Origin of the sequence: Pseudomonas sp. NFX71, from assembly GCF_048079215.1 — a bacterium.
In the GTDB taxonomy this organism is placed as follows: Bacteria; Pseudomonadota; Gammaproteobacteria; order Pseudomonadales; family Pseudomonadaceae; genus Aquipseudomonas; species Aquipseudomonas fluorescens_B.
On sequence record NZ_CP182230.1, the window covers coordinates 3,969,157 to 3,993,935 of the forward strand.

The 24,779-nt window shown below is 60.3% G+C and carries 21 protein-coding genes and 1 other RNA gene; 11 read left to right on the forward strand and 11 right to left on the reverse strand.

Features of this window, described 5'->3' with window-relative positions; genetic code table 11:
* The first annotated feature begins 100 nt into the window (after positions 1–100).
* From zipA to ffs, 4 genes are all read left to right on the forward strand, one after another.
* Positions 101–955 (forward strand): cell division protein ZipA, encoded by an 855-nt coding sequence (gene zipA, locus ACM1ZW_RS18360; RefSeq protein ID WP_017337515.1) that lies wholly within the window; start codon positions 101–103, stop codon positions 953–955.
* 156 nt (positions 956–1,111) lie between these two features.
* Entirely contained in the window at positions 1,112–3,469 is a 2,358-nt protein-coding gene (ligA, locus tag ACM1ZW_RS18365; protein WP_416738996.1) for an NAD-dependent DNA ligase LigA, read from the forward strand.
* A 229-nt stretch (positions 3,470–3,698) separates the two neighbouring features.
* Positions 3,699–4,862 (forward strand): putative zinc-binding metallopeptidase, encoded by a 1,164-nt coding sequence (locus tag ACM1ZW_RS18370; RefSeq protein ID WP_414878633.1) that lies wholly within the window; start codon positions 3,699–3,701, stop codon positions 4,860–4,862.
* A gap of 127 nt (positions 4,863–4,989) precedes the next feature.
* Positions 4,990–5,086: signal recognition particle sRNA small type (gene ffs / locus ACM1ZW_RS18375), an RNA gene on the forward strand.
* A 184-nt stretch (positions 5,087–5,270) separates the two neighbouring features.
* Here the strand turns inward: ffs and ACM1ZW_RS18380 are convergent.
* A complete protein-coding gene (locus tag ACM1ZW_RS18380) occupies positions 5,271–5,585 on the reverse strand; it encodes a helix-turn-helix domain-containing protein (protein ID WP_017337518.1) in 315 nt (104 codons plus the stop codon).
* Between the two features lie 416 nt (positions 5,586–6,001).
* Between ACM1ZW_RS18380 and ACM1ZW_RS18385 the strand changes: the two genes are divergently transcribed.
* Positions 6,002–7,690, forward strand: coding sequence for a putative bifunctional diguanylate cyclase/phosphodiesterase (locus tag ACM1ZW_RS18385; protein ID WP_416738997.1), 1,689 nt, complete (start codon positions 6,002–6,004; stop codon positions 7,688–7,690).
* 46 nt (positions 7,691–7,736) lie between these two features.
* Here the strand turns inward: ACM1ZW_RS18385 and ACM1ZW_RS18390 are convergent, their stop codons facing one another.
* On the reverse strand, positions 7,737–8,474 hold the full coding sequence (locus ACM1ZW_RS18390; RefSeq protein ID WP_416738998.1) for a substrate-binding periplasmic protein: 738 nt from the start codon (positions 8,472–8,474) through the stop codon (positions 7,737–7,739).
* A 142-nt stretch (positions 8,475–8,616) separates the two neighbouring features.
* On the opposite strand from ACM1ZW_RS18390, the gene dnaX reads away from it, so the two are divergent.
* The 5 genes from dnaX to ACM1ZW_RS18415 all read left to right on the forward strand — a co-directional run bounded on the left by dnaX (position 8,617) and on the right by ACM1ZW_RS18415 (position 14,394).
* Complete coding sequence (dnaX, locus tag ACM1ZW_RS18395; protein WP_416738999.1) at positions 8,617–10,692, forward strand: DNA polymerase III subunit gamma/tau; 2,076 nt, start codon at positions 8,617–8,619, stop codon at positions 10,690–10,692.
* Between the two features lie 68 nt (positions 10,693–10,760).
* On the forward strand, positions 10,761–11,099 hold the full coding sequence (locus tag ACM1ZW_RS18400) for a YbaB/EbfC family nucleoid-associated protein (protein ID WP_008028561.1): 339 nt from the start codon (positions 10,761–10,763) through the stop codon (positions 11,097–11,099).
* 274 nt (positions 11,100–11,373) lie between these two features.
* Entirely contained in the window at positions 11,374–12,408 is a 1,035-nt protein-coding gene (locus ACM1ZW_RS18405; RefSeq protein WP_017337522.1) for an NADP-dependent oxidoreductase, read from the forward strand.
* Between the two features lie 65 nt (positions 12,409–12,473).
* Positions 12,474–13,076 carry a recombination mediator RecR gene (gene recR / locus ACM1ZW_RS18410; protein WP_017337523.1) on the forward strand — a complete coding sequence of 201 codons (603 nt, stop codon included), beginning with the start codon at positions 12,474–12,476 and terminating at the stop codon, positions 13,074–13,076.
* A 169-nt stretch (positions 13,077–13,245) separates the two neighbouring features.
* Positions 13,246–14,394: an acyl-CoA dehydrogenase family protein gene (locus tag ACM1ZW_RS18415; RefSeq protein WP_416739000.1), complete on the forward strand. Its 1,149-nt coding sequence runs from the start codon at positions 13,246–13,248 to the stop codon at positions 14,392–14,394.
* Positions 14,395–14,457: 63 nt separating this feature from the next.
* Here the strand turns inward: ACM1ZW_RS18415 and ACM1ZW_RS18420 are convergent, their stop codons facing one another.
* The 9 genes from ACM1ZW_RS18420 to ACM1ZW_RS18460 form a co-directional block, all read right to left on the reverse strand.
* A complete protein-coding gene (locus ACM1ZW_RS18420) occupies positions 14,458–15,006 on the reverse strand; it encodes an adenine phosphoribosyltransferase (protein WP_414878641.1) in 549 nt (182 codons plus the stop codon).
* Between the two features lie 79 nt (positions 15,007–15,085).
* A complete protein-coding gene (gene fnr, locus ACM1ZW_RS18425) occupies positions 15,086–15,820 on the reverse strand; it encodes a fumarate/nitrate reduction transcriptional regulator Fnr (RefSeq protein ID WP_017337526.1) in 735 nt (244 codons plus the stop codon).
* Positions 15,821–15,932: 112 nt separating this feature from the next.
* Complete coding sequence (hemN, locus tag ACM1ZW_RS18430) at positions 15,933–17,315, reverse strand: oxygen-independent coproporphyrinogen III oxidase (RefSeq protein ID WP_416740822.1); 1,383 nt, start codon at positions 17,313–17,315, stop codon at positions 15,933–15,935.
* 203 nt (positions 17,316–17,518) lie between these two features.
* The gene (locus tag ACM1ZW_RS18435) at positions 17,519–18,202 is read right to left on the reverse strand and encodes a sulfite exporter TauE/SafE family protein (protein WP_017337528.1); all 684 of its coding nucleotides are present in this window, start codon (positions 18,200–18,202) and stop codon (positions 17,519–17,521) included.
* Positions 18,195–18,413: a cbb3-type cytochrome oxidase assembly protein CcoS gene (ccoS, locus tag ACM1ZW_RS18440; RefSeq protein WP_017337529.1), complete on the reverse strand. Its 219-nt coding sequence runs from the start codon at positions 18,411–18,413 to the stop codon at positions 18,195–18,197. The genes ACM1ZW_RS18435 and ccoS overlap by 8 nt, the downstream gene beginning before the upstream one ends.
* Before the next feature lie 23 nt (positions 18,414–18,436).
* Positions 18,437–20,887: a heavy metal translocating P-type ATPase gene (locus tag ACM1ZW_RS18445; protein WP_416739001.1), complete on the reverse strand. Its 2,451-nt coding sequence runs from the start codon at positions 20,885–20,887 to the stop codon at positions 18,437–18,439.
* Between the two features lie 172 nt (positions 20,888–21,059).
* The gene (locus ACM1ZW_RS18450) at positions 21,060–21,599 is read right to left on the reverse strand and encodes a FixH family protein (RefSeq protein ID WP_017337531.1); all 540 of its coding nucleotides are present in this window, start codon (positions 21,597–21,599) and stop codon (positions 21,060–21,062) included.
* Between the two features lie 11 nt (positions 21,600–21,610).
* Complete coding sequence (gene ccoG, locus ACM1ZW_RS18455) at positions 21,611–23,026, reverse strand: cytochrome c oxidase accessory protein CcoG (RefSeq protein WP_017337532.1); 1,416 nt, start codon at positions 23,024–23,026, stop codon at positions 21,611–21,613.
* A gap of 270 nt (positions 23,027–23,296) precedes the next feature.
* A complete protein-coding gene (locus tag ACM1ZW_RS18460; RefSeq protein WP_416739002.1) occupies positions 23,297–23,509 on the reverse strand; it encodes a hypothetical protein in 213 nt (70 codons plus the stop codon).
* Between the two features lie 264 nt (positions 23,510–23,773).
* On the opposite strand from ACM1ZW_RS18460, the gene ACM1ZW_RS18465 reads away from it, so the two are divergent.
* A complete protein-coding gene (locus ACM1ZW_RS18465; protein ID WP_414878643.1) occupies positions 23,774–24,769 on the forward strand; it encodes a metallophosphoesterase family protein in 996 nt (331 codons plus the stop codon).
* The last annotated feature ends 10 nt before the right edge of the window (positions 24,770–24,779 follow it).

Sequence of the window (24,779 nt, forward strand, 5' to 3'; positions counted from 1 at the left end):
AAACGCCTGTCAGAACATAGAGTTGGCGCCACGTTTTAAAGCGGTTTGCGAGTTGTAAACCCCTTATTTTTCAGCATTTTTTATAGAGGCACGGGATTACATGGAAATCGGTCTGCGCGAGTGGCTGATCGTCATCGGCATTATTGTCATTGCCGGTATTCTTTTCGATGGCTGGCGTCGCATGCGCGGCGGCAAGGGAAAACTGAAATTCCGTCTGGACCGGAGCCTGTCCAATTTGCCGGACGAGGACACCAGCGCCGAGCTGTTGGGCCCGCCCCGCGTCCTGGATACGCACAAGGAACCGCAACTGGACGAGCACGACCTGCCGTCGGTGAGCATGCCTGCCCGTGAACCGCGGGAATCGGGTTCCAAGCGCGGCAAGCGTGGCCATGGCGAACCGTCGCAAGGCGACATGAACCTCAGCCTGGATCTGGATGGCGGCCCGAGCTTCAGCAGCCGTGACGACGATTTCCCGGATGACACCAAGGCCTCGCCGTCAGTCAGTGACAAGGAACAACCGCAAGCCGAAGAAGTGCTGGTCATCAGCGTGATCTGCCGCGACGCTGCCGGCTTCAAGGGCCCGGCGCTGTTGCAGAACATTCTGGAAAGCGGCCTGCGCTTCGGCGAGATGGACATTTTCCACCGCCACGAAAGCATGGCCGGCAATGGCGAGGTCCTGTTCTCGATGGCCAATGCGGTCAAGCCGGGCATCTTCGATCTGGACGACATCGACCACTTCAGCACCCCGGCCGTGAGTTTCTTCCTCGGTCTGCCAGGCCCGCGTCATCCGAAGCAGGCCTTCGACGTGATGGTGGCTGCGGCGCGCAAACTGTCCCAGGAACTGAACGGCGAACTGAAAGACGACCAGCGCAGCGTCCTGACCGCACAGACGATCGAGCATTACCGTCAGCGCATCGTTGAATTCGAACGTCGCGCCCTGACCCAGAAACGCTAAGGTCAAAAGATCGCAGCCTCGTTTCACTCGACAGCTCCTACAGAAAATCGCAATACCTGTAGGAGCTGTCGAGTGAAACGAGGCTGCGATCTCCTGATCTTGATGAAATGAGATTGAGCAGCCTCGGCTGCTCTTTTGCTTTATGAGAGAACACCCATGACCGCCGCCAAAACCCGCATTCTAGAGCTGCGCGCTGAGCTGGATCAGCACAACTATCGCTACCACGTGATGGACGAGCCGAGCATTCCGGACGTCGAATACGACCGGTTGTTCCATGAGTTGAAGGCCCTTGAAGCGGCCAACCCCGACCTCGTCACCAGCGACTCGCCGACCCAGCGCGTCGGCAGCGCGGCGCTGTCGGCGTTCACTCAGGTGCGCCACGAAGTGCCGATGCTCAGCCTCGGCAACGCCTTCGAAGAAACCGACATGCGCGAGTTCGATCGTCGGGTGACCGAAGGCCTCGATCTGCCGACCGGCGACCTGTTTGGCGGCGGCGGTGCGGTGGAATACAGCTGCGAACCGAAACTCGATGGCCTGGCGGTCAGCCTGCTTTATCAGGACGGTGTGCTGGTGCGTGGCGCCACCCGCGGTGACGGCACCACCGGCGAAGACATCAGCGTCAATGTGCGCACCGTGCGCAACATCCCGCTCAAACTGCAAGGCAGCGGCTGGCCGGCGACCCTCGAAGTGCGCGGCGAAGTGTTCATGTCCAAAGCGGGTTTCGAACGGCTCAACGCAACGCAACTGGAAGTCGGCGGCAAGACCTTCGCCAACCCGCGCAACGCGGCGGCGGGCAGTTTGCGCCAGCTGGATTCGAAGATCACTGCCAACCGCCCGCTGGAGTTCTGTTGCTATGGCATCGGCCAGGTTTCGGCGGACATTGCCGACACGCACATCGGCAATCTGAAACAGCTTCAGGCGTGGGGCTTGCCCATCAGTCGCGAGTTGAAACTGGCGCACGGTATCGATGAGTGCCTGGATTACTACCGCGACATCGGTGAACGCCGCAGCGGGCTGGCCTATGAAATCGACGGCGTGGTGTTCAAGGTCAACAGCATCGCCTCCCAGCGTGAGCTGGGTTTCCGCGCTCGCGAGCCGCGCTGGGCGATTGCCCACAAATTTCCGGCCATGGAAGAGCTCACCGAGTTGCTCGACGTCGAGTTCCAGGTCGGTCGTACTGGTGCGGTAACGCCCGTGGCGCGCTTGAAACCGGTCAAGGTGGCGGGCGTCACCGTGGCCAACGCGACGCTGCACAACATGGACGAAGTCGCGCGTCTGGGCCTGATGATCGGCGACACCGTGATCATCCGCCGTGCGGGCGATGTGATTCCGCAAGTGGTGCAAGTGGTCGTGGAGCGCCGTCCGGATGATGCGCGTCCGGTGCAGATTCCGCAGGAGTGCCCGGTGTGTGGGTCCCATGTCGAACGCACGCAGCTGGTCAAACGCAGCAAGGGGCGCGAGACCGTCAGTGAAGGCGCGGTGTATCGATGCGTCGGGCGACTGGCCTGCGGTGCGCAGCTCAAGCAGGCAATCATTCACTTTGTTTCGCGTCGTGCGATGGACATTGAAGGGCTTGGCGATAAAAGCGTCGAGCAACTGGTCGATGAAGGCCTGGTGAGTTCTCCGGCCGATCTGTATGCCTTGACGTTTGACGACATTGTTGATCTGGAAGGGTTTGCGGAGCTGTCGAGCAAGAAGCTGCTAAGCGCTATCGAAGACAGCAAGAAACCCAGCCTTGCGCGGTTTATCTACGCCCTCGGTATTCCCGATGTCGGTGAAGAGACGGCCAAGGTTCTGGCGCGCTCTCTCGGCTCGCTGGAGCGGGTTCAGCAAGCATTGCCGCACGTGCTCACGTACTTGCCGGATGTCGGCCTGGAAGTGGCTCACGAGATCCACAGCTTCTTTGAAGATGCGCATAACCAGCAGGTTATTGCGAAGTTGCTCAAGCATGGCCTGCAGATTCAGGATCAGGGCGAGCTGGGGGCCGAATTTGCCGCCAGCACGACGCTGGGCGGTTTCCTCGACAAGCTGAACATTCCGTCGGTCGGACCGGGCGGGGCGCAGAAACTGGCGGACAGATTCGGTTCGCTGGAAGGCGTGTTCGGCGCTGACTGGCTGGACATGCGTCAGACGCTGCCGGAGAAACAGGCCAATTCGGTCCGCGAGTTTTTTGCGGTTGCGGACAATCGGCAGATCGCTGAGGCCGCCGAAAAGCAGTTGCGTGATTTTGGCATGCACTGGCAGAGCGAGAAGAAAGTCGTCGAAGGACTGCCGCTGGCCGGGCAGACCTGGGTGCTGACCGGTTCGCTGGAATTGATGAGCCGTGACGTCGCCAAGGACAAACTCGAAAGCCTCGGCGCCAAGGTGGCCGGCTCGGTATCGGCCAAGACCCATTGCGTGGTGGCGGGGCCCGGGGCCGGCTCCAAGTTGGCCAAGGCCAATGAGCTGGGGTTGAAGGTGCTCGATGAAGAAGCGTTTGTCGATTTCCTGAAACAACACGGCATCCCGGTCTGACACAAAACCTGTGGCGAGGGGATTTATCCCCGTTCGGCGACGCAGTCGTCGCAAAACCGGTGCCCGCAATCTGTCTGTGATAATGCAATCGCCGGATTTGGGGCTGCTGCGCAGCCCAACGGGGATAAATCCCCTCGCCACAAAAGCAATGCACACCAGTGTGTTTATCGTGGGAACGATCTTCGCGCGGCAATGATCTAGTCTTGGCAAGCCCCAGGGAGAGATCGCCATGCACCGCTTCTTCGAACAGCTCAGCTCGCGCATTGCCGCCCCCTTCATCGGCGAGCGTTCGCGCAACAGCAAGGTCTGGCATTGCCGCTGTGGGCAGTCGCTGTTCTTTCGCAACAGCCAGTGCCTGGCCTGTTCGGCGGCGTTGGGCTATCAGCCTGAACACAGTCGCTTGTCGTCGCTGCAACCCGGCTTGCACGCGGACACCTGGATTCTCGATGCCGATCCAGACGCCGGTGTGTTCCGCCGCTGCGCCAATCTCGATTCCCCTGCCGCGTGCAACTGGCTGTTGCCCGCCAACGACCACGATGCGTTGTGTATCGCCTGTAGCCTGAATCGCACCATTCCTGATTTATCGATTCCTGAAAATCACGAACGCTGGCGCAAAGTCGAAACCGCCAAGCGTCGGCTGGTCGCGCAGTTGGTCAGCCTGGGGTTGCAGGTCATCCCCAAAACCGTGGACGAAGAGACCGGACTGGCCTTCGATTTCATGGGGGTAGATCTCGAAGGCAAACCGCCGACCACCGGTCATGCCAACGGCCTGATCACCCTTGATATCAAGGAAGCCGACGACGCCCACCGCGAGCAGGTCCGGGTGCAAATGCACGAACCCTATCGCACGCTGCTCGGGCACTTTCGTCATGAAGTCGGGCACTATTACTGGGATCGGCTGATCGCCAGCGGCCAGTGGCTGGAACCGTTTCGCAACCTGTTTGGTGATGAGCGCGCGAGTTACGCCGATGCCCTTGATCGCCATTACCAGCAAGGCGCGCCGCTCGACTGGCAGCAACAGTTCGTCAGCGCCTACGCCACCATGCATCCATGGGAAGACTGGGCAGAAACCTGGGCGCATTACCTGCACATGATGGACGCGGTGGACACGGCCCTGGGTTTCGGCATGAGCGCGCGGGACATGGATTTCGACTACCAGCCGTTCCCGCTCGACACGCTCTACGATCCGCAACATCCTGGCGGGGCGGCGTTCCTGTCCTTCGTCAATGCCTGGATCGAACTGGCCGGCATGCTCAACGAACTGTCGCGCAGCATGGGCCAGCCGGATTTCTATCCATTCGTCCTGCCGCCAGCGGTGATCGCCAAGTTGCACTTCATTCACCTGGTGATCCAGCAGGAAGGTGGCAGGGCGGATGAGGTGTTGGCGCAATAGGATTTTCAGGCGTACCGCATGTCCTTGAAGCCGTTCATATTTTTAATCCGCTCGAACGGTTGTAACTTCGTCTCAGACAGGTACAATGGCGCGGCTCGCCGTCAGGTGAGCGTCGTTATGGTGACCCCATCGGTCCCCCCGCAACGATTACCCGTGAACCTGGTCAGATCCGGAAGGAAGCAGCCACAGCGGGAACATTGTGTGCCGGGGTGTGGCTGGTGGGGTTGCCTCCATAACGCCTCGCGAGCCTTCTCTCGCGTTATCCATCAAAAAAACCGTCTTGTCGCTCTGCCATGGATTTCATCCAGGGCGGATTTTCGTCGTTTGCGTTTTTGAAAAGCGGACGCAAAAAAAGGAGGCCGACCTGTCGAATCACGACAAGTCGGCCTCCTTTTTTCATTTCTGCCACTAAGGCTTGGACAAGGCCTGGTCAACCGCTGCAATCAGCTTTCCCAGATCCTTCGGGGTGGCCTTGTGTATGACTGCGAACAGGTACGCCCGCTGTTCGTCTTCGTCGCCCATATCTGCGAAAAAGGCTTTCAGCTTCACGTCCAGCACGTCGGCAAGCAGGAACAGAGCTTCCACGCTGGGAGTGTAGGTGCCGGTTTCGAAGCGGCTGATGGTTTTGGGGTCAAAACCGGTTTTTTCGCCGAGTTCAGCCTGAGTAAGCCCCGCGACCTTGCGGTAACGCCGGATGGCTGGACCCAAACTTGAAATTTGCATCGCTCAATTCCCATTTAGAATCAAGAACTTAACGATAGATTTTTGCATTAGACAACTGCATGATCCATCACCTTGCTTTGCAAAATGTGATGCATTTCGTAGAATCGCCGATCCAAAGGGGTATTCGGTGATCTGTTTTCGGAAGTTCGGCTGATATGGATGAGCCCGCATTGCGCTCCTGCGAGCGGTATGCGGAGCCCTGATGCGATCCTGAGGCCTTGCAAAATGTTACCGAAATCGTTGTTCCTGCCCTTTATCAGGGTCTTTGAGCCTAGTTGATGTTCGGCTGCCAATGGGCCATCAATCGCTGTAAATGGAGTGATCACGTGGCTCTGCGCAGGACGATTCAAAACATCTCTTCCGGGCATTGTGCGCTGGTCGAGCGGTACCACCGCTAGCGACAGTGAGCCTGACTCATGGATGAGAAATACCGCAGGGCCGTGGATGCCGCCGCCATTTTTTCCGAGACGGACCTGACCGGCCGGATTACCTACGTCAACGATCAGTTTTGCGCCGTATCCGGCTATAGCCGCGACGAACTGCTCGGGCAGAACCATCGCCTGCTCAACTCCGGTCTGCACTCCGCTGATTTTTTTGCCGGGATGTGGCGCACCATCGCTTTGGGCAATGTCTGGAAGGGCGAGATCTGCAATCGCGCCAAGGATGGCCGTCTGTATTGGGTTGAAAGCACGCTGGTGCCGGTGCTGGATGACGCCACCGGGCGGATTCACCGTTACCTGGCGATTCGCTTCGACATCAGCGAAAAACGCCAACTGTTGCATTCCTTGCAATGGCGAGTCGGCCATGACGTGCTGACCGGTCTGCCCAACCGCGCGTTTCTCTCGGATCTGCTGGATCAGGCGCTGGCTTTCTCCCGCGAGGAAAACATTCCGCTGGCGGTGTGCATGCTCGACCTCGACGGCTTCAAGGCGGTCAACGACGGCTACGGGCACGCCAGTGGCGATTTGCTGCTGGTGGAGGTGGCCAAGCGTTTGCGCGACATCGTTCGCAGCGAGGATGTAGTGGCGCGGCTCGCCGGTGACGAGTTCGTGCTGGTGTTGCGTTATGTGCGTGATGTGCCGGAGCTGCGTGCGGCGCTGAACCGCGTGCTGGGGGCGATTTCCGCACCGTACGCGCTGCAGGGCAAGGTCTTGAATGTCTATGCCAGCATCGGCGTCACCCTGTTTCCCCACGACAATGAAGATGCTGAAACTTTGCTGCGTCATGCCGATCAGGCCATGTACGTGGCCAAGCAGAGCGGGCGCAATCGCTTCCATTTGTTCGATGTGTTCCGGGATCAAGAGGTCAAGGCCACTCACCAGACCGTCGAACGCGTACGCCAGGCGCTGGCCGCCGGTGAGCTGCGCCTGTATTTCCAGCCCAAGGTCAATATGCGTCATGGTGTTGTCGTTGGCTTCGAGGCGCTGTTGCGCTGGGAACACCCGCAAAACGGTACGGTGCCGGCCCGGGAGTTTCTGCCGCTGGTGGAGGAAACGGACCTGATCATCGATATTGGTGAATGGGTGATGGATCAGGTGTTGCTGCAGCTGGATCGCTGGCAGCAAGCGGGGCAGAGCTGGCCGATCAGCGTCCACATTGCCGCCCGGCATTTTCAGCGGGCCGATTTCGTCGATCGCCTCAGCCAGGTGCTCGCCCGGCATGCCCGGGTCGCGCCGCAGATGCTCGACCTGGAAATCGTCGAGTCGGTGGCCATCGAAAACATCCAGCATGTCAGCGCTTGTTTGCAGGCCTGTCAGGCCCTCGGGGTGCAGTTTTCATTGGGTGACTTTGGCACCGGATACTCATCGCTGAGCTACCTCAAGCGCTTGCGCACCCAGACTATCAAGATCGACAAGTCGTTCATCCGCGACATTCTGCATGATCACGATGACCTGGCCCTGACCACGGCGGTCATTGGCCTGGCCCGGGCGTTTGGCCGGCAGGTGATCGCCGAGGGGCTGGAAAGCATTGAGCATGGTGAGCGGCTGTTGCAACTGGGGTGCGAGGTTGCCCAGGGCTATTTCATCGCCCGGCCGATGCCGGCAGCGGAGGTGCCGGAGTGGGTCGAAGCGTTTGTTGCGCCACAGCAATGGCGGGGGGCTTGATCAAATCTCCCGACTTCGTTTGTCAGGCATGTGGGAGCGAGCGGTTTCAGGGTTTACCAACATAAAGCCGGATGATGTCATCGATTTCCCCGGACATTTTCATCCTCAGCAGGGTGCGCAGGATTCGCTGCACCGGCACTTTCGGATCGTTGCGCACGTAGCAACCGACACTTTGCTCCTGTAGCACCGCCACGCCTTGCAGTTGCCGCTCAGGCAGCAAGCGTTGATTGAACCAGTCCAGCGACCACTGGTTACTCACGGCATAGCGATAGCGTCCGGCCAGAAGCTTTTCCAGCACTTGTTCCTGGTTGCGCGCGTCTTCGCGAAGCAGGTGGCTGGCGTCAAACAGCGGTTGCAGGGTCGGGTAGCTGTAACCGAGCACCGTACCGATGGTTTGTCGCGGCAAGTTTGCCGGAGTCACCGCGATCTCCGGTTGTCGCCGGCTGATCAGCACGTCGGGCTGGGTCCAGAGTGGAATGCTCCAGAGGTAGTCCCCTGACTGATTCGGCAGCCACGATTGCGCGGCATAGCAGCGGACATCGACCTCGCCGTGTTCCATTGCGCCTTGCACCCGCGCTCGGGGCAGTACGTGAAATTCGGCCGGAACGCCGACCTGGGTGGCGAGGCTGACCATCACGTCATGCAGGATGCCCTGGGTCGGCTGGCCGCGCTCCAGTTGCACCATCGGCATCGCCCAGCTATCAGGCACCACGAAGCGCAACGGCGTTTCGGCAGCCGCGCCGTTCAGACTCATCAACAGCAGTGCCCCCAAGGCCAGCCGCATAAACGCTCCGGTACTGATGAAACCCGAGCCGATAAAAGCCCCAAAGTGCATCTTAGCCAGATTAGACGAGCGCGCCGGATGCAATTTTGGCCTTGCTCCGCTAGCATTAGCCGCTTGTGTTCCTTCGTGGCGACGGTTTTCGATGAGTTATCAGGTTCTTGCACGTAAATGGCGTCCGCGCTCGTTCCGCGAAATGGTCGGCCAGACCCATGTGCTCAAGGCTCTGATCAATGCCTTGGACAGCCAGCGGCTGCACCACGCCTACCTGTTTACCGGGACGCGCGGGGTCGGCAAGACCACCATCGCGCGGATCATCGCCAAATGCCTGAACTGTGAAACAGGTATCACTTCGACGCCCTGTGGCGAGTGCTCGGTGTGCCGTGAGATCGATGAAGGCCGCTTCGTCGACCTGATCGAGATCGACGCCGCGAGCCGGACCAAGGTCGAGGACACCCGTGAGCTGCTCGATAACGTGCAGTACGCCCCTAGCCGCGGGCGCTTCAAGGTCTACCTGATCGACGAAGTGCACATGCTTTCCAGCCATTCCTTCAATGCGCTGCTGAAAACCCTTGAAGAGCCGCCGCCCTACGTCAAATTTATTCTGGCGACGACTGACCCGCAGAAACTTCCTGCAACCATTCTTTCGCGGTGTCTGCAGTTCTCCCTGAAAAACATGACCCCGGAACGTGTGGTCGAGCATTTGACCCACGTGCTGGGCGTCGAGAACGTGCCGTTCGAAGACGACGCGCTGTGGCTGCTGGGCCGCGCCGCCGATGGCTCGATGCGCGACGCCATGAGCCTCACCGATCAGGCGATCGCCTTCGGTGAAGGCAAAGTCATGGCCGCCGACGTGCGGGCAATGCTCGGCACGCTTGATCACGGCCAGGTGTATGACGTTTTGCATGCGCTGATCGAAGGCGATGCCAAGGCGTTGCTCGAAGCCGTGCGTCATCTGGCCGAACAAGGCCCCGACTGGAATGGCGTGCTCTCGGAAATTCTTAACGTATTGCACCGTGTCGCCATCGCCCAGGCCTTGCCTGAAGGCGTCGACAACGGCCACGGCGACCGCGACCGAGTGTTGGCGCTGGCCCAGGCCTTGCCGGCCGAAGACGTGCAGTTCTACTACCAGATGGGCCTGATCGGCCGCCGCGACTTGCCGCTGGCGCCGGATCCGCGCGGTGGGTTTGAAATGGTGCTGCTGCGAATGCTGGCGTTCCGGCCCGCAGACACCGAAGACGCACCGAGGCAACCGCTAAAGCCAGTGGGGATCAGCCAGGCCACAGTTGATTCCGCAAACTCAGTGGCTGCCGCGCCGGTTGTTGCGCCGGTAGTCGCTGCGGCAGTTGCACCCGTCGCTGCGGCAGTTGCTCCAGCTCCAGCTCCAGCTCCCGTGCCGGTCGCGCCCGTTGTCGTGCCTGACCCGGTTATCGTGCCCGAGCCCGTCGCGGTTGAAGCCGTCGTCGATCTGCCATGGAACGACCCGGTGGAGCCCGAAGTCGTTCAGCAGCCAGCCGTCGAGCCGGTGCTGGAAACAGCCGGCGAACAACCCGAATTGCCCCCGATGCCGTTGCCGACGCCTGACAGCGTTGTGCCAGACGCGCCGGAGTGGGCCGCTGCGCCTATCCCCGAGCCGTCCGTGGCCGACGTCGACGCCGCTACCCCGGGCGTCGACTCCGACGACGAGCCGCCGCTGGACGAGGATTACATCGAGCCGGACATGGATTCGGCTTACAGCTACCTCGATGAACTGGCGAGTGAACATACTGCCGAACCAGCACCGGAGCCCGAGCCTGAGCCAGCCGCCATGCCTGCTACCGGCCTGGCCCTGCAATGGCTGGAGCTGTTCCCGAAACTGCCGATTTCCGGTATGACCGGCAGCATCGCCGCCAACTGCACGCTGATCTCCGTGGAGGGCGACCATTGGCTGATGCACCTGGATCCGGCCCACAGCGCCTTGTTTAACGCGACGCAGCAGCGTCGTCTCAACGATGCGTTGAACCAGTTTCACGGGCGCACGCTGACCCTGAGCATGGAGCTGATCAAGCCCGAGCAGGAAACCCCGGCCCAGGCTGCGTCCCGGCGCCGCGCCAACCGCCAGCGCGAGGCAGAGGAGTCGATTCACGGTGATCCGTTCATCCAGCAAATGATGCAGCAGTTCGGTGCGGTGGTCCGTAACGATACTATTGAACCTGTCGAAGCCCTGGCCAGTCAGGGCTAATAACTGAAGGCGTCCGGCCGCAAGGGCCGGGGCGCTGTTTTTATCCAAGTACTTTTGAGGTGATTCCCATGATGAAAGGTGGCATGGCCGGCCTGATGAAGCAGGCGCAGCAGATGCAGGAAAAAATGGCCAAGATGCAGGAAGAACTGGCCAACGCCGAAGTCACCGGTAAAGCCGGTGGCGATATGGTCACTGTGGTGATGACCGGTCGTCACGACGTCAAGCGCGTGACCATCGATCCAAGCCTGGTCGAAGGCCTGAGCGAAGATGACAAGGAAATGCTGGAGGCCGTGTTCGCCGCCGCCGTCAACGACGCCGTGCGCAAGATCGAAGCCAACAGCCAGGACAAAATGTCCGGTATGACCGCTGGCATGCAATTGCCACCGGGCATGAAACTGCCATTCTGATTCGCCAGGGCGCGTAGGATGAGCTAAAAAATGCCAGGCATTGCGCCTGGCATTTTTGTTTCTGCCTGATTTTGTAAATCCCTGTGGCGAGGGAGCTTGCTCCTCGCGGACCGGTCCGCGCTCGGGCGCAGCAGTCCCTTTTTTGAGGTCGCTTCGCGACCTGGCGGGAGCAAGCTCCCTCGCCACAATGAAAAGCAGAAACATCGAACGCGACACCGGCACAAAGGTCTGCTCCCCTATACCGCCGAATTCATCGATCAAAGGAGACGCTCACATGCCTGAAGCATTGACCCTCAACCAACGTATCGTTCTGGCCTCGCGCCCGGTGGGTGCACCGACGCCAGAGAATTTCCGCCTGGAACGGGAAGCGCTGCCGGACCTGGCCGACGGTCAGGTATTGCTCAAGACCCTGTTTCTGTCACTGGACCCCTACATGCGAGGGCGCATGAGTGACGCTCCGTCCTACGCGGCGCCGGTGGAAATCGACGAGGTGATGACCGGCGGGGCTGTCAGCCGGGTCGAGCGTTCGCTGAATCCCAAGTTTCACGAAGGTGATCTGGTCGTCGGCGCTACCGGGTGGCAGAGCCACAGCATCAGCGACGGCCGCAACATCATTCCGGTGCCGTCCGGGCTGCCGAGCCCATCGATGGCGCTGGGTGTGCTCGGCATGCCGGGCATGACCGCGTACATGGGATTGATGGACATCGGCCAGCCCAAATCCGGCGAAACCCTGGTGGTCGCTGCGGCGTCCGGTGCCGTGGGTTCGGTGGTCGGCCAGGTGGCGAAGATCAAGGGCCTGCGTGTGGTCGGTGTGGCGGGTGGCGCGGACAAGTGCCGTTATGTGGTGGATGAGTTGGGCTTCGATGCCTGCATCGATCACAAGAGCCCCGACTTCGCCAATGACCTGGCGCTGGCGTGTCCCCAGGGCGTCGACATCTATTACGAGAACGTCGGTGGCAAGGTATTCGACGCGGTGGTGCCGTTGCTCAACCCCAAGGCTCGCATTCCGCTCTGTGGTTTGATCGCGTCGTACAACGCCCACGAAGCTCCGACCGGCCCGGATCGCCTGCCGCAATTGCAGCGCACGTTGTTGACCAAGCGTGTGCGCATCCAGGGGTTCATCGTGTTTGATGACTACGGTGATCGCCAGCCGGAGTTTGTCAGCGCCATGGCGCCGTGGGTGCGCGACGGCAAGGTAAAATTCCGTGAAGACGTGGTCGATGGTCTTGAGAACGCACCCGAGGCGTTCATCGGTCTGCTGGAAGGACGCAACTTCGGCAAACTGGTGGTGCGGGTCGCGCAGGACTGAATAATTGACGCTCATACGAGGCGCGGGTATAAACCGCGTCTCGTTGTTTTGTCGGACGTTTCCCCATGAGCTTCAGCCCTTTGATTCGCCAACTGATCGATGCCCTGCGAATTTTGCCAGGTGTCGGTCAGAAAACTGCCCAGCGCATGGCATTGCAACTGCTCGAACGTGATCGCAGCGGTGGCTCGCGCCTGGCGTCGGCGTTGAGCCAGGCCATGGAAGGCGTGGGGCACTGCCGTTTGTGCCGCACGCTGACCGAAGACGACCTGTGCCCGCAATGCGCCGATACCCGTCGCGACGACACCTTGCTGTGCGTGGTGGAAGGTCCGATGGACGTCTACGCGGTGGAGCAGACCGGTTTCCGGGGGCGCTACTTTGTCCTCAAGGGCCATCTGTCACCGCTTGACGGGCTCGGGCCGGAAGCCATCGGGATTCCGCAGTTGCTGGCACGGATAGAAGAGGCGGGCACGTTTACCGAAGTCATCCTGGCGACCAACCCGACGGTCGAAGGTGAAGCCACGGCGCACTACATTGCCCAGTTGCTCAACAATAAAGGCCTGATCGCCTCGCGCATTGCCCACGGCGTGCCGTTGGGTGGCGAGCTGGAGCTGGTGGATGGCGGGACGTTGGCGCATTCGTTTGCCGGGCGTAAGCCGATAGCGCTGTAACCACATCAAAGTCAAAAGATCGCAGCCTTCGGCAGCGCCTGCAGAATTTTGTGTGCACCCTGTAGGCGCTGCCGAGGGCTGCGATCTTTTTTATGCTCCACCCATCTCCCTATTGAAAACCAAGCAAGCGCTCGGTTAACTTCGCTGGACCCCTCAGTGGAGTTCGCCGATGCCTGCCTTTCAGGAATACTTCGACCCCAGCCACCAATTGGTCCGTGACAGCGTCAGACGTTTCGTCGAGCGTGAAATTCTTCCGGACATCGACCAGTGGGAAGAGGCCGAGAGCTTTCCCCGCGAGCTTTACCTCAAGGCCGGTGCGGCAGGGATTCTGGGGATCGGTTACCCCGAAGCCCTGGGGGGCAGCCACGAAGGTGATCTGTTCGCCAAAATCGCCGCCAGCGAAGAGTTGATGCGCTGCGGCTCCGGTGGATTGGTCGCCGGGTTAGGCTCGCTGGACATCGGCTTGCCGCCGATCCTCAAATGGGCCAGGCCCGAGGTCCGGGATCGCGTCGTGCCGCCCGTGCTGGCCGGCGAAAAGATCAGCGCACTGGCTGTCACCGAGCCCAGCGGCGGCTCCGATGTGGCCAACCTGCAAACCCGCGCCGTGCGTGACGGTGACTGCTATCGGGTCAGCGGCAGCAAAACCTTTATCACCAGTGGCGTGCGCGCGGATTACTACACCGTCGCGGTGCGCACCGGCGAACCGGGTTTCGGCGGTATCAGCCTGCTGTTGATCGAGAAGGGCACACCGGGTTTTACCGTCGGCCGCCAATTGAAGAAAATGGGCTGGTGGGCGTCTGACACGGCCGAGCTGTTCTTCGACGATTGCCGCATACCTGCAGGCAATCTGATCGGCGCCGAAAACATGGGCTTCGCCTGCATCATGGGCAACTTCCAGAGTGAACGCCTGGCTTTGGCGCTGATGGCCAACATGACCGCGCAGCTGGCGCTGGAGGAAAGCCTGAAGTGGGCGCGTCAGCGCGAAGCGTTCGGCAAACCCATCGGCAAATTTCAGGTGCTCAAGCATCGCCTTGCGGAAATGGCGACGGCGCTGGAAGTGTCACGGGAATTCACCTACCGGCAGGCGGCGAAAATGGCTGCCGGGCAGAGCGTGATCAAGGAAATTTCCATGGCCAAGAATTTTGCGACGGACACGGCGGACCGGATTACCACGGATGCGGTGCAAATTCTCGGTGGCCTGGGCTATATGCGCGAGAGTCTGGTGGAGCGGCTGTACCGCGATAATCGGATTCTTTCGATTGGCGGCGGGACGCGGGAAGTGATGAACGAGATCATCAGCAAGCAGATGGGGTTGTAGTTGGCGGTGTGGCGGCTGGCCCATCGCGGGCTTGCCCGCGATGGGCATCCTTCCAGACTCGGCTTACTGATCGCTCAACGCAAACTGCGTCAGGCAGAAAGCAGGAATCCCCATGTCTTCCAGTCGCTGCGACCCACCCAGCTCCGGCAAATCAATGATCGCCGCCGCTTCATGCACCCGCGCACCCATACGCCGAATCAGGTTGGCCGCCGCAATCAGCGTGCCGCCGGTGGCGATCAAATCATCGAACATCACCACCGAATCGCCTTCGCAAAGACTGTCGGCGTGCACTTCAAGGAAGGCTTCGCCGTACTCGGTCGCATAGCCCTCGGCCAGCACGTCGGCCGGCAGTTTGCCTTGTTTGCGGAACAGCACCAGCGGCTTGTTCAACTGATAGGCCAGCACCGAACCGATCAGGAAACCACGGGCATCCATGGCACCGATGTGGGTGAAGTCAGCCTCGACGTAACGGTGGGCAAAGCTGTCCATCACCAGGCGCAGGGCCGTGGGCGACTGGAACAGCGGGGTAATGTCGCGAAAGATGACACCCGGTTTCGGGAAGTCGATCACAGGGCGGATCAGGGATTTTATGTCGAAGGAGTCGAAGACCATCGTCGAGTTGTCCTGGCAGGCTGCAAACGTCGCAGTATACCGGCGGCTGAACCGTTTCGCTCAGCCGCCATCGTCGCAATCAACCTTCGATCGAGCCACCGGCCAGGGCGCAGAGCTGGATCGGGTCAAGGATATGGATTTCCTTGCCTTCGGCGGCGATCAGTTCGTTTTGCTGGAAGCGCGTGAACACCCGTGACACGGTTTCCACCGCCAGGCCCAGGTAGTTCCCGATTTCGTTGCGCGACATGCTCAGGCGGAACTGATTGGCCGAGAATCCGCGAGCGCGGAAGCGTGCCGACAGGTTCACCAGGAACGTGGCAATGCGCTCGTCGGCGGTTTTTTTCGACAGCAGTAACATCATTTGTTGATCGTCGCGGATTTCTCGGCTCATCACGCGCATCAGCTGACGGCGCAACTGCGGCAGTTGCAGCGCCAGTTCGTCGAGGCGTTCGAACGGAATTTCACAGACCGAGGTGGTTTCCAGTGCTTGCGCCGAGACCGGATGTTTTTCCGTGTCCATGCCCGACAGCCCGACCAGTTCGCTCGGCAAATGGAAGCCGGTGAGCTGTTCTTCACCGCCATCGCTGAGGCCGAACGTTTTCAGGGCGCCAGAGCGTACTGCATACACGGAATCGAAAACGTCGCCCTGACGGAACAGGAATTCGCCCTTTTTCAACGGGCGACCACGTTTAACGATCTCGTCCAGCGCATCCATGTCTTCCAGATTCAGAGAAAGTGGCAGGCAGAGGGGAGCCAGGCTGCAATCCTTGCAATGGGCCTGGTTATGAGCACGCAGCTTTACTGGCTCGGACATTTTCTTAAATCCTTGTGGGAAAACACACATAAGACGTAAGGGTAACTCACGGGAAGACAATCAGGCCAGCGCTGTGCCGTTTTGTCACAGCGCGGTGAGGGGCGATGAAGCGTTAGATCACTCGCGAAAACCGTTGGCGGTTCTGTTCCTCCAGGTAGGCATCGAACACCATGCACACCGAACGCACCAGCAATCGTCCGGCGGGCAGTACGTTGATGCGGTCATTGTTCAATTCGATCAGCCCGTCTGCGGCCATGCCTTGCAACTGTGGCCACAGCTTGCCGAAGTAACCGCGAAAGTCGATGTTGAAGGCCTGCTCGATCTCGGTGAATTCCACGTTGAAACGGCAAATCAACTGTTGGATCACCGCCCGCCGGACACGGTCGTCGGCGTTGCACAGCAGGCCGCGGTTGGTCGCCAGTTGCGTGGAGGCCAAGGCGTTCTGGTACTGGTTGAGGTCGTTGCTGTTCTGGCAGTACAGGTCGCCGATCTGACTGATGGCCGAGACGCCCAGCCCGATCAAATCGCAATGACCGTGGGTGGTGTAGCCCTGGAAATTGCGTTGCAGGGTCGATTCTTCCTGGGCAATCGCCAGCTCATCGTCGGGCAGGGCGAAGTGGTCCATGCCGATATAGCGATAGCCGGCGGCGGTCAGTTGTTCGATGGTGCGCTGGAGCATCTCCAGTTTCTGCGCCGGCGTCGGTAGCTCGTCACTGTTGATTCGCCGTTGCGGCATGAAGCGCTCCGGCAAGTGCGCATAGTTGAACACTGACAACCGGTCCGGTTGCAGGTTGATCACTTCTTCGACGGTGCGGGCGAAATTGTCGGGTGTCTGTCTGGGCAGGCCATAGATCAGGTCAATGTTGATCGAGCGGAATTGCAGGGTCCGTGCGGCATCGATCACCGCCCGTGTTTCTTCCAGGCTTTGCAGGCGATTCACCGCTCGTTGCACGGCCGGGTCGAGATCCTGCAAACCGATGCTGACGCGATTGAAACCCAGTTCACGGAGCAGGCCCATGGTCGACCAGTCGGCTTCGCGCGGGTCAATCTCGATGCCGTAGTCGCCGGTATCGTCGTCCAGCAAACTGAAGCTTTTGCGCAACTGGGCCATCAGCTGGCGCAATTCGTCATGGCTGAGAAAGGTCGGCGTGCCGCCGCCGAAGTGCAGTTGTTCGACCTTTTGCGCCGGGTCGAGGTGGCAGGCGATCAGCTGGATTTCCTGCTCCAGGCGTTGCAGGTAGGGCAGGGCTCGGCCGCGATCCTTGGTGATGACTTTGTTGCAGGCGCAGTAGTAACAAATGTTCGCGCAGAACGGCACGTGCACATACAGCGACAACGGGCGCAGGGCCTTGCGGCTTTCCCGCAACGCATGGAGCAGGTCGAAGGAGCCGATATGACCATCGAACTGCGCGGCGGTCGGGTAGGAGGTGTAGCGCGGTCCCGCCAGGTCATAGCGGCGGATCAGATCGGTATCCCAACGAATGGCGTCGAGCATCATGCGGGCATTCCCCCGGATAGGCTGGCAGTGTCGGCAAGTCTATGGGAGGCGGCGTTGGGGCATCTTGATTTGCATCAACGGCGATGGGGGGCGGTGGTTGGTTTTTGTGGCGAGGGAGCTTGCTCCCGCTGGAATACGCAGCAGTCCTTTTTTTTGGGGCCGCTTCGCGCCCCAGCGGGAGCAAGCTCCCTCGCCACGGTTCAGTGCCCCATGAGCCAATGTTGATGCGGTCCAGGCAAGGTCCAGATGCCGAACAGCATGACCAGCAGTCCTCCGGTCATGCGCACGCTGCGTTTGCGCAACAGCGCCGTAACGCGCTCGGCCGCCAGCCCCGTCGCGAGCAACACCGGCCAGGTGCCAAGGCCGAACGCGAGCATCAGCAATGCACTGTCCAGCGCATTACCCTGGCTCGCTGACCACAGCAACGTGCTGTAAACCAGCCCGCAGGGCAGCCAGCCCCAGAGTGCGCCGAGCAACAAGGCGCGGGGCACGCTCGACACCGGCAGTAGTTTGTTCGCGACAGGCTGGATATGCCGCCACAGACCGCGCCCGAGGCTTTCGATGCGGGTCAGTCCGCTCCACCAGCCGGCAAGATAAAGCCCCATCGCAATCAGCAGCAATCCGGCGAGGATGCGCATGAACATCGCTGCCGGGCTGTTCGCCACCGCCCAACCCGCCAGGCCGATCAGCAGGCCGGCAGTGGCGTAGCTGAGAATTCGCCCGAGGTTGTAGGCCAGCAGCAATCGAAAGCGTCGGCTGCGTTGTTCCTTGGGAATCGCCAGGGTCAATGCGCCCATCAAGCCGCCGCACATACCCAGGCAATGGCCGCCGCCGAGCAGGCCGAGGATCACCGCAGACACCAGCAGTGGCGCCAACTCAAACATGCGGGGGCGCCTTGTCGTCCGGTTTGACCGGGTGGCCGCTGGCCTCATCGACCGCCGCGGTGTGATTCGGGTCCTGGTCGTCGAACAGGATGCTGTGGGCGGGGCCGTCGAGGTCATCGTACTGACCGCTGTCGACCGCCCAGAAGAAAATGTAGACCGCGATGGCCACGATCAGCAGCGCGGCCGGGATCATCACGTAGAGAGCTGGCATGGGAGGCTCCATGCCCGCGCGGCTCAGGCCGGCAGCGGGCGGGTTTCTGGCGTGGCGCTGGCGGCCGGCGTGCTCGGCAGGCGAGTCAGGCGCAGGGCGTTCAGCACCACGGTCAACGAACTGATCGACATGCCGACCGCGGCCCACACCGGCGTGATCCAGCCGAGGGCGGCGAACGGCAACATGAGGCCATTGTACAGGCCGGCCCACAGCAGGTTCTCGATGATAACCCGACGGGTACGCCAGGCGAGGCTGAAGGCCTGCACCAGCGCGTCGAGGCGGTTGGACAACAGCACGGCGTCGGCACTGGTTTTCGCCAGATCGGTGGCCGAACCCATGGCGACGCTGATGTCGGCGGCGGCCAGTACCGGCACATCGTTGACCCCGTCACCGAGCATCAACACCTTGCGACCTTCCTTGTGCAGCTGCTGCAGGACCTGCAATTTGTCGTCCGGGCGCAAACCGCCGCGGGCCTCGTCGATGCCCAGTTCCGCGGCGACGCTGGCGACCATGGGCGAGGTGTCGCCCGACAGCAGTAGTGTCCGCCAGCCGCGCGCCTTGCAGGCGTCCAGTAACGCCGGCGCATCGGCGCGCAAACGGTCATCGAGGACGAACCACGCCAGTGGTCCCTGACCGTCGCCGAGCAGCAGCCACTGACCGGCCTCATCGGGCATCAGCGGTACGGCGGCGTTGCTGAGTGCACAGACAAAACCCGGTTGGCCGATGCGCAGGCGCTGCTCGCCGACCACGCCTTCCAGGCCCAGCCCCGGTGTGCTGTGGACTTCCTCCGCGGCCAGCGGCGCGCGGCCGAATGCCCGGGCGATCGGGTGCTCGGATCGGTTCTCGAGGGCGGCGGCCAGGCTCAGGCACTGATCGCTGTCGAGTGCACCGAGGGGGCGGATCGAACGCAGCGTCAGGCGCCCTTCGGTGAGTGTGCCGGTCTTGTCGAAAATCACCGTGTCGATCTGGTTCAGGCCTTCGAGCACATGGCCGCGCGTCAACAAAAGCCCAAGCTTGTGCAGCGTGCCGGTGGCGGCGGTGAGGGCGGTCGGCGTGGCGAGGGACAAGGCGCACGGGCAGGTCGCGACGAGCATCGCCAGGACAATCCAGAAGGCTCGCGAGGAATCCAGTTCCCACCAAAGCAGGCCAATGCAGGCAGATGCGATGAGCGTCAGCAGCAGGAACCATTGCGCGGCGCGGTCGGCGATCTCTGCCAGGCGAGGTTTCTCGGCCTGAGCGCGGTCCAGCAGGCGGACGATGGCGGACAGCCGGGTGTCCTGGCCAAGGGCGAGGACTTCTACGGTCAGAGCGCCTTCGACGTTCAGGGTGCCAGCGGTAACGGCATCGCCGAGGGTTCTCGGTTGCGGCAGGTATTCGCCGGTCAACAGCGACTCGTCGATGCTTGACTGGCCGTCGAGGATCTTGCCGTCGGCCGGGAGGATCGCCCCGGGATGCACCAGCACGTGGTCGCCGACATGCAGTTCGCTGAGCAGGATGCGCTCGCTCTGGCCGTCGGCACTTAGCCGCAGGCATGAGGCGGGCAGCAGATTGACGAGTTGTGCCGTGGCGGCGGCTGTGCGCTCCCGGGCGCGCCGCTCCAGATAACGCCCGGCGAGCAGGAACAGCGCAAACATGCCGACGGCATCGAAATACAGCTCGCCGACCCCGGTGATCGACGTCCAGATCCCGGCGACATAGGCGCTGCCAATCGCCAGCGACACCGAGACGTCCATGGTCAGGTGGCGGGTGCGTAAATCGCGCATCGCGCCTTTGAAGAACGGCGCACAGCTGTAGAACACGATCGGCGTGGTGAGGAACAGTGCGACCCAGCGCAGGATCGTGTGCAGCTCGGGGCTGAGGTCGATGTTGAATTCCGGCCAGGTGGCCATGGTCGCCATCATCGCCTGGAACCACAGCAGCCCGGCGACCCCGAGTTGGCGCAGGGCCAGACGGTTTTCGCTGGCCAGTTGTTCGCTGGCGCGGTCGGCCTGATAGGGGTGTGCGGCGTAGCCGATGTGCCGCAGTTCGCTGAGCACCTGGCTCAGGGGCAATTGCGCATCGGCCCAGCGCACGTGCAGGCGATGGTTGGACAGGTTCAGCCGCGCTTCCGCCACCGCCGGCAAGCCGCGCAGGTGCTTCTCGATCAGCCAGCCGCATGCCGCGCAGCTGATGCCTTCCATCAACAGGGTGGTTTCGGCGAGCTCGCCGTCGTGGCGCACGAACGGCTTTTGCACGTCGGCGCGGTCGTACAGCGCCAGCTCGTCCACCAACTGTACCGGCAACGCTTCGGGGTTGGCCGAGGCTTCGCTGCGATGCTGGTAATAGCTTTCCAGTCCACCCGCGACAATCGCTTCGGCCACGGCCTGGCAACCCGGGCAGCAGAATTCGCGGGTTTCTCCGAGGACGACAGCGGTGAAGCGGCTGCCGGCCGGGACGGGCAGGGCGCAGTGGTAGCAGGGGAGTGGCGTGGTCATGTGTGTTGCCATGAAAACCATTGTGGCGAGGGAGCTTGCTCCCGCTCGGCTGCGTAGCAGTCGCAAGTCGGCGCACTCGCTAAGACTGAAAGGACCGGTTTGCAGGTTTTGGGGGCGCTTCGCCCCCCAGCGGGAGCAAGCTCCCTCGCCACATTTGATCGCATTCGCACATTTATTTCTTCAGGTCTTCAGCGCCTTGCAGCGGTTCGTCGCCCAGCAGCAGTTCCTTGTCATGGCTGACCAGTTCTTCTTCGAACATACGCCAGATGTGGTCGTCCTGAGTGCCCAGCAGTTCCACGAAGCGGCGGCCATCGACCTTGTCGCTCAACTGGCCGATGTAGCGGCCCTGTCCGGTTTCACTGCGGGTGAGGGTGATCTTGCGATCCTTCTCCGGCTGGGTCGGCGAGATCAGGTTCAGCTCCAGGGTTTTCGGCTGGCTGTTGCCGCTCAGGCGCAGATCGACTTCGCCGGTCACGTCATCCAGGTGCACGCTGGCGCGCAGGAGCAGGGTCTGTGCCAGCAGCTCGCGGTCGAGGGAGCGGTTGATGCCTTTGCCGGCCTCGTAGTAGTTGTCGTTGACCAGGTTGTCCGGGTTGTTCACCGCGATCGTTACCATGGACAAGGTCAGCGTCACCGAACAGGCGAGGATGGCGATGATGATCCACGGCCAAAGGTGCTTGTACCAGGGACTTGCGGCGTTTGCTGCGGGCATGATCACTTCTCTCAACGAATTTGTGGGCCGATGAAACGGCTCTTGGCTTCAACGTGGATACTTTCGTCATCGGCGTCCTTGAGGATGAATTTCACCTCGTTGGTACTCGATGGCAGTTTTTCCGGGGCAATGGACAGTTCGACCGGCTGGCTGAAAATCTCGCCGGCGGCGACCTTGATCTCGCGTTTGCCTTGCAGCTTCAGGTCCGGCAGGCCGGCGGCTTCCAGCACGTAAGTGTGGTCGCGCTGATCCTTGTTCATGATTTTCAGGCTGTAGACGTTTTCGATCCGTCCTTCGGCGTTCTCGCGGTACAGCACGCGGTCTTTGCTGACGTCGAAACCCACCAGCGAACGCATGAAAAACGCGCCCGCCAGCAATCCCATCATGGCCAGCAACACCAGGGCATAGCCGATCAGGCGCGGGCGCAGTTTATGGGTTTTCTGTCCGGACAGGTTGTGCTCGGTGGTGTAGCTGATCAGGCCGCGCGGGTAATCCATCTTGTCCATGATGCTGTCGCAGGCATCGATGCACGCCGCACAGCCGATGCATTCGATTTGCAGGCCGTCACGGATGTCGATGCCGGTCGGGCAGACCTGGACGCACATGGTGCAATCGATGCAGTCACCCAGGCCCAGGGCCTTGTAGTCGACACCTTTCTTGCGCGGGCCACGGGCTTCACCGCGACGCGGATCGTAGGAGACGATCAGCGTGTCCTTGTCGAACATCACGCTCTGGAAGCGCGCATACGGGCACATGTAGATGCACACCTGCTCGCGCAACCAGCCGGCGTTACCGTAAGTGGCGAGGGTGAAGAAACCGACCCAGAAATATGACCAGCCATCGGCCGCGCCGGTGAAGAAGTCGATGGTCAGCTCGCGGATCGGCGAGAAATAACCGACGAAGGTCATGCCGGTTGCGAAGCCGATCAAAAGCCACATCGAGTGTTTGCTGAGTTTGCGCAGGAACTTGTTGGCGCTCATCGGCGCCTTGTCGAGCTTGATGCGCTGGTTGCGGTCGCCTTCGGTGACCTTTTCGCACCACATGAAAATCCACGTCCACACGCTCTGCGGGCAGGTATAGCCGCACCAGACGCGACCGGCGTACACGGTAATGAAAAACAGGCCGAAGGCGCTGACGATCAGAATGCCCGAGAGCAGGATGAAGTCCTGGGGCCAGAAAGTGGCGCCAAAAATAAAGAATTTGCGTTCTGGCAGGTTCCACCAGACGGCTTGATGGCCGCCCCAGTTCAACCACACCGTGCCGAAATACAACAGAAACAAAAAGGCTCCGCCCATCATCCGCAGGTTGCGGAACAGGCCGGTGAAGGCTCGGGTGTAGATCTTTTCTCGAGAGGCGTAGAGGTCGACGCTGTTGTTCGCGTTTTTGGCAGGCGGGGTAACGTCGTGTACCGGAATCTGATTGCTCATCGGTTGCATCCCACGGCAGTGGAAAAATGCCCCGGTCAGTGCATGCCGACCGCGGTCAAAAAGAGGTGTTGCAGTGGCGCAATGATACGCCTGTCGCTCTAGCTCAAGGGTGCGACCTTTGGTCGCGTTGGGGAAAATTTACGAATGGTGTAGCAAATGTAACAAAGCATGATGCAGGTCAATTGACTATAGACGAATCGTACTCTGCCTCGGTGAACACTACACACCCTGATGGATTGCAGCGCCGGCGCTGCAATCCATCAGCAAAACTCAGTCCTCTTCTAAAAGGAGATTGCCGCCCCCCAGCTTGTCCAGCCCGGTTCCGTGGGGTTTTGGTCGATCAGCGCTGTTCGCGGTGTCTGCCGACCTTGCACGGCGCTTCAGTACAGTTGTTTCGCTAACAACTTCAGTCAGTGGCGGATCTTCACTCGGTCCGGCAGGGTTAACATTGCAGGAGTTTTGGGTGGTTGTTTTAGTGTTCATGTAATGACTTCCTTGTGTTGAATTAACTATAGCGTTTGCTCGTGTTGGTGTTTAAGCCAATCATCAAGTTGCAGGAAATTTATACTCTATCGAAGGGTGTTTTCCATTAAGTAAAGAATTCAAGATATAAGCGTGTCGTGGGTGGCGAGTTTTGTTGTGGGAAATGCTTTGTGTTTGTTTTGGTAGTTGCTTTTGTTTTGTATTTGATCGAAATTTTATGTGCTTTATTTAAATTCAATAGTGTTTAAGTGGAAATGGAATTCTATGAACATAAAAAAGTGTGCAAGATTACTTGCGTGCATGTGGACCCTGTCGCTGGCATCGCTCGCGCATTCATTTGAAGGTGCGCCGCGTCATATGGTCTTCGCTTCTGATCCACAGTATCCGTGGACGGATAAAACGGACAGAGGTGAAACCGAATCAGCTACAGCGTTGGAGCAGCGCGCGAAATGGCTGGTGGAAACACAGTACGACAGTATTGCCGAGTTCAGGCGGCACGAGGGCGGGAGCACGGCGGTGCCCGTGATGATCAATGGCGATATGACCGCCTTCGGTCATGCAGGTGAGCGTTCCTATGTCCAGCAGACGCTGGATACCAAACTTCAAGGGGCTTATGACTACGGGCTGGGTAATCATGATTATCAAAATAACGTGAATGATTGTTTTCTGAATAATTGCGCCGCTGGAAGCATTGAGGATCTGAAGAAGCGCTATTGGGGAAAGGCCGGAAGTATGGATCTGGCGGCACGGGCTTCATGGCCGAGCACTATTTATTACGGCAGCCTTGCGTACTCCAAGGATTATGGCGATGTGCACCTGGTGCAGTTACATAACGAGCCGACGTACTCGGTGAAATTCTCTTCAGGCACTTTTGTCCGCCCGACGGTTTTTGAAATTACCCCGGCACTTGATTGGCTTGAGCGCGACCTTCAGCAGGCACGCGCGCAGGGGAAAATCATTCTCCTGAACATGCATAAACCCAATGATTTCATGGGCGACTGGAGTCAAGAAAAACGGTTCAGGGAGATGATCGATAAATATGAAGTGACTGCAATGTTCGCCGGTCATCTTCATGGGAGTGGCGGCTCCATGTGGTACACGGGCAGTGTGCCGGGTTTCATCAGCGGCAGTGCATCCCAGCAGACTTATCTGATCGCCAGTTTTTCCGAGGATCGTAAAAACCTGCACGTCTATGCGGTCGACAACAACCAGTGGCAGAAACGTGAGCTGATAGCGACAGTGCCGGTGGCATCAACGTAGGCCAGTCGCC